This is a genomic window from Phreatobacter oligotrophus, from assembly GCF_003046185.1.
In the GTDB taxonomy this organism is placed as follows: Bacteria; Pseudomonadota; Alphaproteobacteria; order Rhizobiales; family Phreatobacteraceae; genus Phreatobacter; species Phreatobacter oligotrophus.
Genome location: NZ_PZZL01000002.1, coordinates 213,064 through 226,690 on the forward strand (window position 1 = coordinate 213,064; position 13,627 = coordinate 226,690).

The following is a 13,627-nucleotide window of genomic DNA, read 5'->3' on the forward strand; positions in this document are numbered from 1 at the left end:
GAGCCCGCATGCCGCGCAGACCTCTCGTCGAACCGACCTCCCGCCTCGCCATCTGGGGCCTGAGGCTGGTGCTTGCCGGCATGGCGGTGATGCTGGTGGCCATCCTCGCCGCCCGCCTGGACCGGCTGGACGGCTACCAGGCGGTGATCGCCCTCGCCCTCGGCCTCGCCATCGTCGCCATCGGCGTGCTGCTGGCGGTGCTCGGCGGCATCGTCATCTGGGTGACGGGCTATGGCGGCGCGCGGCGGGCGACGCTCGCCGTCGTGCTGGGCCTCGCCGTCTCGGCCTATCCCGTGGCGCTGATGGTCATTGGCCTCCGCCTGCCGGCGCTCAACGACATCACCAGCGACCTCACCGATCCGCCGAGTTTCGGCATCGCCGCCATGGCCCGGCCCGCCAATGCCAATCCAGTCGCCTATCCCGCCGCCTTCGCGCCGGTGCAGCGGCGGATCTATCCGGAAATCCGCGGCATCGATGTCGACCTGCCGGCGGACAGCGTCAACGAGATCGTCAACGACCTCGTGGAATCGCGGCGCTGGACCGTGCTCGACCAGGTCGATTATCGCGGCCCCGACCGCGAGGGTCGGGTGGAGATGGTGACGCGCTCCCTGCTGCTGGGCTTTCGCGACGACATCGTCATCCGCATCCGCTCGGTGAACGGGCGCGCCCGCATCGACATGCGCTCGGCCGCGCGCTACGGACGGCAGGATTTCGGCGAAAACGCGCGGCGGACCATCGCCGCGCTCGACGAGATGCGGGTTGCGGCGCGGCGCGCCCAACGCGAACGATGAGGGACTGACATGAGCATCCGGGCTGCGACCGTTCCGCTGCACGAGGACGAGGTGATCGAGGGCATCCGCCGCTGGGTCTCGATCGAAAGCCCCACCCATGATCCGGCCGGCGTCGAGGCGGTGCTCGATGCTGTGGAGGACGATTTCAAGGGCCTGCCGGTGAGGTTCGACCGCGTTGCCGGCGTCGATGGCTATGGCGGGATCCTCAAGGTGTCGAGCGCGGAGGCTTCCAACGAGAAGCCGATCCTGGTCCTCACCCATATCGACACCGTGCACCCCAAGGGCACGCTGACCGGGCGCCTGCCCTTCCGGCGCGAAGGCGACAAGCTGTTCGGGCCGGGCCTCTACGACATGAAGGGCGGCGCCTATCTGGCGGTTGCCGGCTATCGCGCGCTGGTGCGGGCCGGCGTGCCGACGGCGCGGCCAGTGACCTTCCTCTTCACCCCGGACGAGGAGGTCGGCAGCCCCACCTCCCGCGCCATGATCGAGGAAGAGGCCGCGAAGGCCGCCTATGTGCTGGTTACCGAGCCCGCCCGCGACGGCGGCCGGATCGTCACCGCCCGCAAGGGCGTCGGCCGCTTCACCCTCACCTGCACCGGCCGGCCCGCGCATGCGGGCGCGCGTCACCAGGACGGCCGCAGCGCCATCCGCGAAATGGCGCACCAGATCCTCGCCATCGAGGGCATGACCGACTATGCGCGCGCCATCACCACCACCGTCGGCCTGGTGAAGGGCGGCACCGCCGCCAACGTCACGCCGGAGACCTGCACGGCGGAGATCGACCTGCGCGTGCCCGATCCGAAGGTGGGTGAGGAGATGGTCGCCCGCATCCTCGGCCTCCAGCCGGTGACGCCGGATGTGACCGTGACCGTCGAAGGCGGCATCAACCGCCCCGCCTATCCGAAGACCGAGACGATCGTGGCGCTCCTCGACCGCGCCAAGGCGGTTGCCCATGCCGTCGGCTTCGACCTTGAGGACTGCCCGATGACCGGCGGCGGCTCGGACGGCAATTTCACCGCGGCGCTCGGCGTGCCGACGCTGGACGGCCTCGGCATCGACGGCGCCGGCGCCCACACGCTCGAGGAGCACGGTCTGGTGTCCTCGATCCTGCCGCGGGCCCGTCTGCTTGCAGGCTTGATGGAAACGCTGAGGTAACCGCCACGCGCTAATGATCGTAGGGTCTGTCCTTCGAGGGAGCCCCCGCGACATGGCGGAAATGTGCGGCAACTGCCGGAACTATCTGGATTCGCGCGGGATCTGCCGCGCCCACCCCCCGACCGCCAAGGACGACGGCTCGGCACGCTGGCCGTCGGTCTCACGCAGCGACTGGTGCGGGGAGTACAAGGTGGTGCCGCCGCCCGTGAACCAGGGCCTGCGCAAGCTCGCCTCCGCCTGAGGTTCAGGGCAGGCTGGCGGACCAAAAGCCCCAGTACAGCATCAGCAGCACGAAGGCCGCCCCAAGGCTGGCGATGAGCACCCACAGCACCGGCTTGCCGGTGACGGCCGAGCGCGCCGTGTCGGTGCCGATCACCTGCGGCCCCGGTGCGTCATAGGACGGCGGCGGATGCTGGCGGCGATCCGGTTCGACGAGGTCGGGGGATTTTTCGGCCATCTGGCTCTCCTGAGGTCGCAGGAGAAACGTGGCGCGGGGACAAGGGGTTCCGGCGGCGGCCCGTTCAGCGCGACGGCAGGCGTGTGAGACCGCTGGCCTGCATGTAGCGGGAGTTCAGGTCGAAGGCGCGCACCACCAGGTCCTGGACCCCACGGATCAGCGCCAGCTTGGTGTCAGCATCGAGAGCGCCGCCATCGATGAGTTCGGCGACCTTGCCGAGCGCGGAGGTGGCGTCGGCCAGGGTGCGAACCACATGGACCGGGCTCGCCGGATCGTAAGAGGGCGCCTCCTCCGAACCGAACAGCGCCACCACGTTGCCGCGTTGCATGCTCACCATCGGATACTCCCTGCCTATTTCCTGTGCACCCCACAAGGATTAGACGGACAGCGTGAACAGAGGGTTAAGCTTACCCTACGGAATGTATCTTATGTGATGCAGACCTGACGCGCCGCGGAAACCGAGCGCCAAGCGTCGCGGGCTCGTAAGGCCTTCAAAATGTCAGGAGCTGCTCGCGTAGGCCCGACCGCGCCCGGAGGCCGCTGGTCGGAGTGGCAGGATTTGAACCTGCGACCCCCACGTCCCGAACGTGGTGCGCTACCAGACTGCGCTACACTCCGCCTCGCGAACAGGCCGCGTGTATAGCGATGCCTCTGCCGCGGCGCAACCCCCGTCAGGCCGGCTTTCGACAAGATGCCGGCCATGCCTCGACGGGGCCGGCGAGCGGTGGTTGGATAGGGCTCATGAGCCGATATTCATTCGATGCCATCGCCTTCGCCGGCGGCGGCAACCGCTGTTACTGGCAGGGCGGGTTCTGGGACGCCTTCACCGCCATCCGCCCGCAGAATCCGTCGCTGGTGGTCGGGGTCTCGGCCGGCGCCTTCCAGGCCTGCTTCTCGCTCATCGGCGAAGGCGACCGCGTCCGCAGCATCGTCCTGGAGGCCTGCGCCACGATCGAGCGGGAGCTTGACTGGGGCCGGCTCCTGAAGGGGCGCTCCCCCTTCGTGGTCGCCGACCTCTATCGCGATCTCATCGCCACGGTCTTCGGCCCGCTGGAGCTCGCCGCGCTCCGGGCGGCGCCGGAAATCCTGATCCAGGTGACGCATCCGCCGCGCTGGATGCCGGCCATGGTCGCGGCCTATGCGGCCATCGGCGCCTACCAGGTCGAAAAGGTCGTGCTCGGCGCCGCCCATTCCCGCGCGGGGCGCCATGTCGGCCTCACCGCCGGCCACGTCTCCACGCATCAGCTGGAGACGCCCGAGGCGCTGGTGGAGGCGCTGATGGGCACGGCCGCAGTGCCGCCCTTCATGCCCGTCGGGCGCATCGATGGACGGCCGGCCCTTGATGGCGGGCTGGTCGACAACCCGCCGATCGATCGCATCGCGACGGTCGAGGCCAAAGGCGGGCGGACGCTGGTGCTGACGACCCGGGCGGGCAAGACCATTCCGGCGACGGAGACGCGGACGGTGGTGCAGCCCTCCGTGCCGATCGTCACCAGCCGCTTCGCGGTGACGGATGGCGAGGCCATCCGCGCGGCCTACGAGCTTGGCCTGAAGGACGGCGAGGCTTTCGCGCGAAGCCTGTGAGGGCTCAGACGCGGGAATCGAGCCAGGCCTCCAGCTCCATGAAGGAGGGCAGCACCACGTCGGCATGGTCGGCGAAGCCGTCCGGCACCAGCGGCCCCGAGGTGACGCCCACGGCGATGACCCCGGCGGCGCGGGCGGCATGCATGTCGTGAAGGCTGTCGCCGATCAGCACGACCTCCTGTGGCGCCATCTGCCAGGCATCAAGAAAAGCGGTGATCTGGCCGGGGGCGGGCTTGCGGCCATGGCCTGAATCCCAGCCGACGATGAAATCGAAATGGTGGTCGATGCCGAGCCGCGCGGTCTGGCTGCGGGCGCCGTTCTCGGAATCGTTGGTGACGACGCCGAGGACCAGGCCGCGCGCCTTGAGGGCGCCGATGGCGCCGGCCGGATCGCCGATGGGAGTGAGGCCGGCGAGCCCTTCCTCGACGAAGAGCACGTCCATTGCGTCGGTGAAGGCGGAGGAGAAGGGCCGACCGAGCGCCTCAGCCCAGAGCGGGCCGTAATCGGCTGACGAGCCGGCGACGAGCGGCGAGGTAGGCCGGAAGCGCATCGCCGCCTCGTCGAACTCGGAGACGGCCATCAGGCGCTCGACGCCGGCGCGGTCGCCCTGCGCCATGCGTTCCATGACGCGGAAGGCCGCGGGTCCCCAGGTGCGGTCGAAATCGACGAAGGTGCCGTCCTTGTCGAAGAGAATGGCGCGAATGGTCATGCGGGGCTCCTCGCCCGTCCCTGTGACACGGGCATGACGGACGGTCCAGCAAGGACGCGGCCGTGCTGCGGACTTGCCTTGGCCGGCCGGTGGGCCTAATCCCGCCGGGACCAATGCCGAGGCGCCGGAGATCCCGCCATGCGCTACATCTCGACCCGGGGCGAGGCTCCGGTCCTCAACTTTCCCGACGCGCTGCTGGCGGGCCTTGCCCGCGACGGCGGCCTCTATGTGCCGGAGACCTGGCCGACGCTGTCGCCCGAGGCCATCGGGGCCCTGTCCGGCCAGCCCTATCCGGAAATCGCCCGCCGCGTGCTCGCCCCCTTCGTCGCCGGCTCCATCGCCGAGGCCGATCTGTCGCGCATGATCGACGAGGCCTATGCCAGCTTCCGCCATCCGGCGGTGACGCCGCTGGTGCAGCTGTCGCCCTCCGAATGGGTGCTGGAGCTGTTCCACGGGCCGACGCTGGCCTTCAAGGACTGCGCCATGCAGCTCCTCGGGCGGCTGATGGACCATGTGCTGAAGGCCCGCGGCCAGCGCGCCACCATCGTCGGCGCCACCTCGGGCGATACAGGCGGCGCCGCCATCGAGGCCTTCAAGGGCCTCGACCAGGTGGATGTGGTGATCCTCTTCCCCGACGGGCGCGTCTCCGACGTGCAGCGGCGGATGATGACCACGGTGGACGCGCCGAACGTTCATGCTGTGGCCATCGACGGCACGTTCGATGACTGCCAGGCCATCGTGAAGGGCCTGTTCAACAACCATGCCTTCCGCGACCGTGTGCGCCTGTCCGGCGTCAACTCGATCAACTGGGCGCGGATCGTGGCGCAGGTCGTCTATTACTTCGTCGCCGGCGCTGCCCTCGGCGCGCCGGGCCGCGCCGCGCGCTACGTCGTGCCGACCGGCAATTTCGGCGATGTCTTCGCCGGCTATGTGGCGAAGCGCATGGGCCTGCCGGTGAGCGAGCTCGTGGTCGCCACCAACGTCAACGACATCCTGGAGCGCACCCTGCGCACCGGCCGCTACGAGGTGACGGGGGTCGTGCCGACCTCCTCGCCCTCCATGGACATCCAGGTCTCCTCCAATTTCGAGCGCCTGCTGTTCGACGCCGAAGGCCGCGATGCCGGCGCGGTGCGGCGGATGATGGCGGGGCTTGCCCAGTCCAAGAGCTTCTCCATCGGCGAGACGGCGCTGGCCGCCATCCGCAAGGAATTCGCCGCGGCGCGGGCCGACGAGGCGGAGGTCTCCGGCACCATTCGCACGACGCTCGAAGAGGCGGGCTATCTGCTCGATCCGCACACGGCTGTCGGTGTCGTCGCCGCGCGCAAGGTGGCGGCCGACCCGTCCGTGCCGACCGTGGTGTTGTCGACCGCCCATCCCGCCAAGTTCCCCGACGCGGTGGAGGCGGCCTCCGGCGTTCGCCCGGCGCTGCCGGCCTGGCTCGGCGACCTCATGACGCGTGAGGAGCGCATCGCCCACCTGCCGAACGCCCAGGAGGCGGTGGAGGCCTATGTGCTGGAGAAGACCCGCGCAGCGGTAGCCGGCGCGGCGTGAGGGTCACATCCCGAGGTAGGCCTTGCGGACCCCGTCATCGGCAAGCAGCGCCTCGCCGGTGCCGGACAGGGTGATCCGGCCGTTCTCCAGCACATAGCCGCGGCTGGCGAGCCGGAGTGACACCGCGACGTTCTGCTCGACGAGGACGCAGGTGAGCCCGCCCTCGGCGAGGTCGCGGATCGTACGCAGCACGTCCTGCACCACGGCAGGGGCGAGACCGAGCGAGGGCTCGTCGAACATGACGAGTTCAGGCTCGCCCATCAGGCAGCGGCCGATGGCGAGCATCTGCTGCTCGCCGCCGGAGAGCGTACCGGCGGCCTGGCCTGCGCGCTCCTTGAGGCGCGGGAACATGCTGTAGACGCGCTCGAGGTTGCGGGCCTTGTGGCGGCGGGCGCGCGGGATCATCGCGCCCATGGCGAGGTTCTCGGCGACCGAGAGCGTCGGGAAGACCTGCCGGCCTTCCGCCACCTGGCCGATGCCGAGATCGCAGACCTCATGACTCGGCAGGCCGGTGATGTCGCGGTCCTTGAAGCGGATGGTTCCCGCCGCCGGCTGGTGCATGCCGGCGATGGTGCGGATGAGCGAGGTCTTGCCGGCGCCGTTGGCGCCAACGATGGCGACGATGGCGCGCTCCGGCACCTCCAGCGAGACCTTGTCGAGGGCCTGGGCGTCGCCGTGGAACACGTCGATGTCGTGGACGAACAGCATCAGAGCGCCTCCGCTCCGAGGTAGCTTTCGAGCACCTTGGGGTGGCGCGTGACCTCCTCCGGCGTGCCCTCGGCGATGGTGGCGCCGTGGTGCAGCACGTGGATGCGCCCCGCCAGCGCCATGGTGGCGCGCATGACGTGCTCGATGAGCAGGATCGTCACTCCCGAGCGGTTGATCTCGCGCAGGATGGCGACGATGCGGTCGACCTCGGTGGGCCTGAGGCCGGCCATGACCTCGTCGAGGAGCAGGAGCCGCGGGCCGGTGGCCAGCGCGCGGGCGCATTCGAGGCGCTTGCGGTCCGGCAGGGTCAGGGACTTCGCCTTGGCGTCGCGCCGCTCCCAGAGATCGAGCTGGCGCAGCACCTCACCGGCATGGGCGCGGGCGGCCTCCATGTCGGGCGCGCGCATCATGGCGCCGATGGTGGCGTTCTCGAGGACCGTGAGTTCGGGGAAGGGCCTGACGATCTGGAAGGTGCGGGCAAGGCCCCGCTGGCAGAGCTCGTGCGGGGCGAGCCCGTCGGCGCGCTCGCCGGCAAAGGTGATGGACCCCGTGTCCGGCTTCATCACCCCGGCGATCATGTTGAAGAGCGTCGTCTTGCCGGCGCCGTTCGGGCCGATGACAGCGAAGATCTCGCCCTCGTCGACGGTGAGGGAGACGCTATCGACGGCGGTCAGGCCGCGGAAGCGCTTGGTGACGCCGCGGACGTCGAGGAGCACGCTCATTCCCGGCCCTCCGGGATGCCCAGCTTCTTCTTCAGCCAGGGCCAGACGCCGTTCGGCGCGTACCATATGATGACCATCAGCGCGGCGCCGTAGAAGACGAGATTGACGCCGGGGATGGCGCGGCCGGCGATCTTCTCCACCAGGGCGATGAGCATCTGGCCAAGAGGCGTGAGGATGAAGGCGCCGAGGATGGGGCCGAAAAGGGTGCCGAGCCCGCCGATGATCGGCGCGAGGATCATCTCGATGGACCGGGCGATGTCGAAGGTCTGACTGGGGAAGAGGTTGTTCTGGTAGAAGGCATAGACGACGCCGGCCACCGCCGTCATGGCGGAGGAGACGATCACCGCCGCCATCTTGGCGCGGAAGACGTCGATGCCGAGCGCCCGGGCGGCTTCGGCATCCTCGCGCACGGCGAGCCAGGCATGGCCGAGCTTGGAGCGGCGCAGCAGCGCGCAGACGACGAAGGCCACCACCATCATGGCGAGCGCCACGTAGTAGAAGAGCACCGGCCCGCCGCGCAGGTTGATGGGGCTCGCGACCTGCGAGACAGGAATGAAGAAGCCCGCCGCGCCGCCGACGAAGGACCAGTTGTCGAAGCCGATGCGCGTCACCTCGGCAAAGGCGATGGTGAGCAGAGCAAAATAGACGCCCTCGATGCCGAAGCGGAAGCCGAGCCAGCCGATGGCGGCGCCGAAGGTGGCCGCGACCAGCACGGCGGGCACGATGGCGATGGCCGGCGAGATGCCGAACTTCACCCAGAGCAGCGCGCCGATATAGCCGCCGAGGCCGACATAGAGCGCGTGGCCGAGCGAGAGCTGGCCGCAGAAGCCCATCATGATGTTCCAGGCCTGGCCGACGGTGGCGAACCAGAAGATCAGGAAGAAGACCGAGAGCAGGTAGCGGTCAAGCATCACGGGCGCGACGGCGAGCACCGCGACCATCAGGCCGAGCAGCAGGAGGGCGCGGCGCGGCGCCTCCGCCGCGAGATGCGAGAGCGAGGCGAGCGGGTTCATGCGCGCTTCCCCAGGAGGCCCTGCGGGCGCAACGCCAGGATGAGGACGAGCAGGCCGAATGAGGCCATGGTCTTCATGGAGGGCGCGACCAGGACGGAGGCCAGCGCATCGGCGACACCGATGAGCAGGCCGCCGATGATGGCGCCGGTCATCGAGCCCATGCCGCCGATGATGACGATGGTGAAGGCGAGCAGCGTATAGGCCGGCGCGATCATCGGCGTCGCATCGGTCAGCGTCACCATCAGCGCGCCGGCGGCGCCGACGCAGGCAAGGCCCAGGCCGAAGGTGAGCGCATAGAGCTTCTTCACGTCGAGGCCGACCACGGCGGCGCCGGTGAGGTTGTCGGCGCAGGCGCGGATGGCGATGCCGGTATCGGTGAAGCGGAAGAAGGCGAAGAGCAGGCCGGAGACGGCCAGCGCCGCGATCGCCGCATAGACGCGCACCTTGTCGACGATAACCGGGCCGATATCCCAGCTGTCGAAGGAATAGGGCAGGTTGGCGCTGCGGGCATCAGGCCCGAAGATCATCAGCGTGCCGTTGACCAGGATGATCGCGACGCCGACCAGCAGGATGAACTGCTCGTGCTCGGGCCGCGACACGAAGGGATTGATGAGGGTGCGCTGCAGCCCGTAACCGATGACGAAGAAGGCCAGCGCGATGGGCAGCATCGACAGGAAGGGGTCGATGCCGAAGGAGCGGAACAGGATGAAGGCCGCGTACATGCCAACCACGGCGAACTCGCCATGGGCAAAATTCACCACCCGGACGACGCCGAAGATGACGGAAAGCCCGAGCGCCATCAGGCCATAGACGAGGCCCGTCAGGACGCCCTGGACAAGGACGTTGGCATAAAGCGACCAAAGCATGGGCAGAGACGATCCCGGTGCGGTGCGACAGGGCGAGTTAAACGGTCAGCGGCGGAGGAGCAACCGCCGTGCCGGAATGGGCGACGAGCCGCCGTGACGCGGGCTGCGGAGAGGTGCCCCTCAACGCGGGACGGGCACCACGGTCGGCACACCCAACAACGGCGCCGCATCCGCAAGCCGGCGATCAAGCGTTGCGAGCGTCGCCCCCCGTTCTGCTGCAATCGCGCAATGCAGTGCGTCGCCCGCCCTGAGGGCCAGTTCATGCTGATTGGACAGGCGGGCAGCGTGGGCAAAATGATCGCTGCTGACCGGCAGAAGCAGAAGGCTCTCCGACACCAGGGTGGCGAAGACCGAAAGCGCCCGGGCTCGTTGATCCACGGTGATCGCCCCGATGCGCAGCTTCTGCGACAGGGCAGAGGAGAACTCGGTGATGGTCCAGTGACTGATCGAGAGGTCCGCGGGGTCCTGTTGAGCGAGCCAAGCCTGCACAGCAGGCGTCGTGGCTTCCCGCGTGAGGGCTGCAACGAGAACCGACGTATCGAGATAGATCATCAATACCGGTCGCTGTCGCGCAGTGCCCGGACAAAGTCGCCGGCATTCTCTGGGCTCAGGGCCATGTCGTCCGTGACCGCCGCTAGCGCCGCGGCGTCGACGGGCTTTCGCAGGGCAGAGGCGGGCGTCAACCGCGCCACGGTCTTGCCGCGGCGGGCGATCTCGATCGTATCGCCAGCCTCGGCACGATCGACCAGTTCACTCAACCGCGCCTTGGCATCAGCCAGATTCACGGGGGACATGCGCGCCTCCTGACCAACAAGTTGGTCATATAGCGCATGTCGCCCCTGGGCGCGAGGCGTGCCGGCGTCCCGCCCCCGCCTCAGCTCCGGCCCTGCCAGGCCGGCAGCGGCAGGACAGGCTCGGCCTGGGCGACGTCCTTCGGCAGAACGACGGTCGCCGTGCGCCGGATGTTCTGCACCAGCGCCGAGCCGATGTTCGGGTTCTGGCCCTTGGCGTCGAAGGTGATGGGCCCGCCGATCATCACGTGGTCGGTGATGTTGGTGGCGCGCACCGCCTCCATCAGCTGCGGACCGTTCGTCGTCCCGGCGCGCTTGAAGGCATCGGCGGCGATCAGCAGGCCCTCGAAGGTGAAGCCGGCATTGAAGCTGTCCACGGCGAAGCGGTTGTTCGGGTTCACCTTGGCGAAGGAGCGCTCGAAGGCCTGGGTCATCTGCGACTTCGGGTTGGCCCAGGGCAGGCCGAACATGACGAAATCGGCCAGCGGGCCTAGGGCCTGGTAGAATTCTTCGTCGTAGAAGCCCGGCGAGCCCGGCGAGATGATGGCCTTGGGCTGGAAGCGCTGGCGCACCATGTCGCGCACCATCTTGATGGCGTCCGAGGCGCGGGTGACGCACATGACGAGGTCGGGGTTCAGCGAGCGGATCTTGGTCACCTCAACCGAGAGGTCCTGGGCGCGCGGGTCATAGGCGATCTTGTCGACCAGCTCGATCGGCAGGCCGACGCGCGGCCAGATGGCATCCATGGCGTTGCGCTGGGCGGTTCCGAACGTGTCGTTGGCGTGCAGGAACACCGCCTTCTCGAACTTGATGGATTTCGCATCCATCACGTCCTTGATGAGACGCAGGCCGTTGGTGACGAGTTGGCCGCCGGTCTGGAAGTTGCGGACGAGGAACTTGTAGCCCTGCTCGGTGATCTGCGGGGCGGCGGCGACATTGACCACGAAGGGGATTTGCCGCTGCTCGGTCACTTGGGCGATGGCCAGCGTATGGCCGGAATCGAAGGCGCCGGTGAGGACATGGCAGCCCTCGTTGATGGCGCGCTCGGCCTGGGTGCGGGCGACGTCGGCATTCGACTCGGTGTCGATGTGGACGATCTCGACGCGGTAGCCGAGCTGGGCGAGGAGCTCGGGCGCGGCGAGCGCGCCGCGATGCATGGACTGGCCGGCCTGGGCGAAGAAGCCGGAGCGCGGCAGCAGCGAGCCGATCTTGATGGTCTGGCCTTGGGCCTTCACCACGGCGGGGGTAGCGAAGGCAGCGGCGGCGCCGGCCATGACGGTGCGGCGGGACAGGCGGGTCGAACGGGTCATGAAATCCTCCCGGCCCCCGGTGGGGCCTTGTATGGGCGCGATCTTAGCGAAAGCGGCGGTGAGGGGAAGGCGGGCGCGACGCATGGTCCCTCCCCTGTTGGTTGCACCCTTAGGTCCCGCCGGGATTGGCCTCAGGCGGGCGTCTTGTGCTCGAAGCGGCAGATGTCGGCGATGATGCAGCGGGGGCAGTCGGGCTTCGCCGCCTTGCAGACATAGCGGCCGTGCAGGATGAGCCAGTGGTGGGCGTGCAGGCGGTAGGCGTCCGGCACCACCTTCTCGAGCCCAAGCTCGACCGCCAGCGGCGTCGCGCCGGGGGCGAGGCCCGTGCGGTTGGCGACGCGGAAGAGGTGGGTGTCCACCGCGATGGTGGGGATGCCGAAGGCCATGTTGAGCACGACATTCGCCGTCTTGCGGCCGACGCCCGGCAATTGCTCCAGCGCCTCGCGGTCGACCGGCACCGCGCCGCCATGCCGCTCGATGAGCAGGCGCGACAGGGCGATGACGTTCTTCGCCTTGTTGCGGAAGAGGCCGATGGTCTTGATGTAGGAGACGAGGCCCTCCTCGCCGAGCGCCACCATCTTTTCCGGCGTGTCGACGACCTGGAACAGCGGACGCGTCGCCTTGTTGACGCCGACATCGGTCGCCTGCGCCGACAGCACCACGGCCACCAGCAGCGTATAGGCGTTGATGCTCTCGAGCTCGCCCTTCGGCTCGGGCTCGACCTCGTGGAAGCGGAAGAAGATCGCCTCGATCTCGGCCGGCGTCAGGCCATCACGCTTGCGCCGTTTCGCGGCGGCCTTCGCAGCCGCGGTGTTGGCGAGCGCCATGCCGGCGGTGATCTTCGGCGCCCGTTTGCGCGCCGGCTTCTTCGGCTTGGCCGACGAGGGCGTGGATGACGACTTCGGAGTGGTCGGACCGGGCATGTGGCTCGTATAGTCGGTCGTCATGAGCACCGGCAACATGCAACCGGGCGCGGCCCTCGCCGACGCCGAAGACCCGCCGCTCTTCGCGGCGATCCTCACCCCCCACCGCTCGATGGGATGGCCCGGCTTCCTCGCCGTGATGGGCGCGGTGGCGGCGGTCAACCTCGTCGGCGCGGTGGTCTTCACCGCCATCGGAGCCTGGCCCGTCCTGCCCTTCCTGGGCTTGGACGTGCTGATCATCTTCCTCGCCTTCCGGGCCAATTACCGCCATGCCCGCGCCTTCGAGGAGGTCATCGTCACGCCGACCGAGCTGCGCATCCGCAAGGTGACCTGGCACGGCCATGCCCGCGAATGGCGCTTCAACCCCGCCTGGACGCGGCTGACCCAGCAGCGCGACGAGGAGGACGGCCAGGTGCTCGGCCTGACGCTGGACGAAGGCCGGCGGCGGCTCGACATCGCGACCTTCCTGCCGCCCGTCGAGCGGGAGGGCTTCGGCAAGGCCTTGTCGGCGGCGCTCGCCGAGGCTAAGCGCGGACCGGATCGCACGCGCTTCGACTGAGGAGATCATCATGGCCGGTTCGGTGGATCGGGTGAGGGACGCCCTCACCGCAGCCGGTCATGCCGACGCGATCGTGACCTTTCCGGCGAGCACGCGCACGGCGGCGGATGCCGCAGCGGCCGTCGGCTGCGAGGTGGCGCAGATCGCCAAGTCCATCCTCTTCCGCGCCGGCGAGCGTCCGGTGCTGGTGGTGGCCTCGGGCGCCAATCGCATCGATGCGGCGAAGGTTTCCCGAATCGTCGGCATGAGCGTGGAGCGCCCCGACGCCAGCTGGGTGCGGCAGGTCACGGGCTTCGCCATCGGCGGCGTCGCACCGGTCGGCCACCTCACGCCGCCGGTGGTGCTGATCGACCAGGACCTCGGCAAGCTCGATCGCATCTGGGCGGCGGCGGGTGCCCCCAATGCCGTGTTCGAAACGCGCTTCGACGATCTCGTGCGGATCAGCGGGGGCCAGGTCGCGGACATCGCCGAGGGCTGAGAAATCGGGT

General features: G+C 68.9%; 18 protein-coding genes and 1 tRNA gene. 7 read left to right on the top strand and 12 right to left on the bottom strand.

Annotated features, from left to right (window positions below):
- Nucleotides 1-8: 8 nt before the first annotated feature.
- The 3 genes from C8P69_RS04950 to C8P69_RS04960 are packed head-to-tail and all read left to right on the top strand — an operon-like array spanning nt 9 to nt 2,187.
- Nucleotides 9-791, top strand: coding sequence for a DUF1499 domain-containing protein (locus C8P69_RS04950; RefSeq protein WP_108174762.1), 783 nt, complete (start codon nt 9-11; stop codon nt 789-791).
- Between the two features lie 9 nt (nt 792-800).
- Entirely contained in the window at nt 801-1,946 is a 1,146-nt protein-coding gene (locus tag C8P69_RS04955) for a M20 family metallopeptidase (RefSeq protein ID WP_108174763.1), read from the top strand.
- 52 nt (nt 1,947-1,998) lie between these two features.
- Complete coding sequence (locus tag C8P69_RS04960) at nt 1,999-2,187, top strand: hypothetical protein (protein ID WP_108174764.1); 189 nt, start codon at nt 1,999-2,001, stop codon at nt 2,185-2,187.
- 3 nt (nt 2,188-2,190) lie between these two features.
- On the opposite strand, the gene C8P69_RS04965 is transcribed toward C8P69_RS04960, so the two are convergent.
- The 3 genes from C8P69_RS04965 to C8P69_RS04975 all read right to left on the bottom strand — a co-directional run bounded on the left by C8P69_RS04965 (nt 2,191) and on the right by C8P69_RS04975 (nt 3,021).
- On the bottom strand, nt 2,191-2,403 hold the full coding sequence (locus C8P69_RS04965) for a hypothetical protein (protein ID WP_108174765.1): 213 nt from the start codon (nt 2,401-2,403) through the stop codon (nt 2,191-2,193).
- 64 nt (nt 2,404-2,467) lie between these two features.
- Nucleotides 2,468-2,740, bottom strand: coding sequence for a hypothetical protein (locus C8P69_RS04970; protein ID WP_108174766.1), 273 nt, complete (start codon nt 2,738-2,740; stop codon nt 2,468-2,470).
- Between the two features lie 204 nt (nt 2,741-2,944).
- A tRNA-Pro gene (locus C8P69_RS04975) sits at nt 2,945-3,021 on the bottom strand.
- 123 nt (nt 3,022-3,144) lie between these two features.
- Between C8P69_RS04975 and C8P69_RS04980 the strand changes: the two genes are divergently transcribed.
- Nucleotides 3,145-3,987, top strand: coding sequence for a patatin-like phospholipase family protein (locus tag C8P69_RS04980; protein WP_170118123.1), 843 nt, complete (start codon nt 3,145-3,147; stop codon nt 3,985-3,987).
- 4 nt (nt 3,988-3,991) lie between these two features.
- Here C8P69_RS04980 and C8P69_RS04985 read toward each other — a convergent pair whose 3' ends face one another.
- Nucleotides 3,992-4,696 (bottom strand): HAD family hydrolase, encoded by a 705-nt coding sequence (locus C8P69_RS04985; protein WP_108174768.1) that lies wholly within the window; start codon nt 4,694-4,696, stop codon nt 3,992-3,994.
- 138 nt (nt 4,697-4,834) lie between these two features.
- Between C8P69_RS04985 and thrC the strand changes: the two genes are divergently transcribed.
- Nucleotides 4,835-6,247, top strand: coding sequence for a threonine synthase (gene thrC, locus C8P69_RS04990; protein ID WP_108174769.1), 1,413 nt, complete (start codon nt 4,835-4,837; stop codon nt 6,245-6,247).
- A gap of 3 nt (nt 6,248-6,250) precedes the next feature.
- On the opposite strand, the gene C8P69_RS04995 is transcribed toward thrC, so the two are convergent.
- From C8P69_RS04995 to nth, 8 genes are all read right to left on the bottom strand, one after another.
- Nucleotides 6,251-6,955 carry an ABC transporter ATP-binding protein gene (locus C8P69_RS04995; RefSeq protein WP_108174770.1) on the bottom strand — a complete coding sequence of 235 codons (705 nt, stop codon included), beginning with the start codon at nt 6,953-6,955 and terminating at the stop codon, nt 6,251-6,253.
- A complete protein-coding gene (locus tag C8P69_RS05000; RefSeq protein ID WP_108174771.1) occupies nt 6,955-7,677 on the bottom strand; it encodes an ABC transporter ATP-binding protein in 723 nt (240 codons plus the stop codon). The genes C8P69_RS04995 and C8P69_RS05000 overlap by 1 nt, the downstream gene beginning before the upstream one ends.
- Nucleotides 7,674-8,690 (bottom strand): branched-chain amino acid ABC transporter permease, encoded by a 1,017-nt coding sequence (locus C8P69_RS05005; RefSeq protein WP_108174772.1) that lies wholly within the window; start codon nt 8,688-8,690, stop codon nt 7,674-7,676. Before C8P69_RS05005 ends, C8P69_RS05000 begins: the two co-directional genes overlap by 4 nt.
- Entirely contained in the window at nt 8,687-9,556 is an 870-nt protein-coding gene (locus C8P69_RS05010) for a branched-chain amino acid ABC transporter permease (RefSeq protein ID WP_108174773.1), read from the bottom strand. Before C8P69_RS05010 ends, C8P69_RS05005 begins: the two co-directional genes overlap by 4 nt.
- A 120-nt stretch (nt 9,557-9,676) precedes the next feature.
- Nucleotides 9,677-10,108 carry a type II toxin-antitoxin system VapC family toxin gene (locus tag C8P69_RS05015; RefSeq protein WP_108174774.1) on the bottom strand — a complete coding sequence of 144 codons (432 nt, stop codon included), beginning with the start codon at nt 10,106-10,108 and terminating at the stop codon, nt 9,677-9,679.
- Nucleotides 10,108-10,350, bottom strand: a complete 243-nt coding sequence (locus tag C8P69_RS05020; RefSeq protein WP_108174775.1) for a type II toxin-antitoxin system Phd/YefM family antitoxin — start codon at nt 10,348-10,350, stop codon at nt 10,108-10,110. Before C8P69_RS05020 ends, C8P69_RS05015 begins: the two co-directional genes overlap by 1 nt.
- A gap of 80 nt (nt 10,351-10,430) precedes the next feature.
- On the bottom strand, nt 10,431-11,657 hold the full coding sequence (locus C8P69_RS05025) for an ABC transporter substrate-binding protein (RefSeq protein WP_108174776.1): 1,227 nt from the start codon (nt 11,655-11,657) through the stop codon (nt 10,431-10,433).
- A 131-nt stretch (nt 11,658-11,788) separates the two neighbouring features.
- A complete protein-coding gene (nth, locus tag C8P69_RS05030; protein ID WP_425440743.1) occupies nt 11,789-12,580 on the bottom strand; it encodes an endonuclease III in 792 nt (263 codons plus the stop codon).
- A gap of 22 nt (nt 12,581-12,602) precedes the next feature.
- Between nth and C8P69_RS05035 the strand changes: the two genes are divergently transcribed.
- A complete protein-coding gene (locus C8P69_RS05035) occupies nt 12,603-13,139 on the top strand; it encodes a DUF2244 domain-containing protein (protein WP_108174777.1) in 537 nt (178 codons plus the stop codon).
- A 10-nt stretch (nt 13,140-13,149) separates the two neighbouring features.
- The gene (locus C8P69_RS05040) at nt 13,150-13,617 is read left to right on the top strand and encodes a YbaK/EbsC family protein (protein ID WP_108174778.1); all 468 of its coding nucleotides are present in this window, start codon (nt 13,150-13,152) and stop codon (nt 13,615-13,617) included.
- Nucleotides 13,618-13,627: the final 10 nt, after the last annotated feature.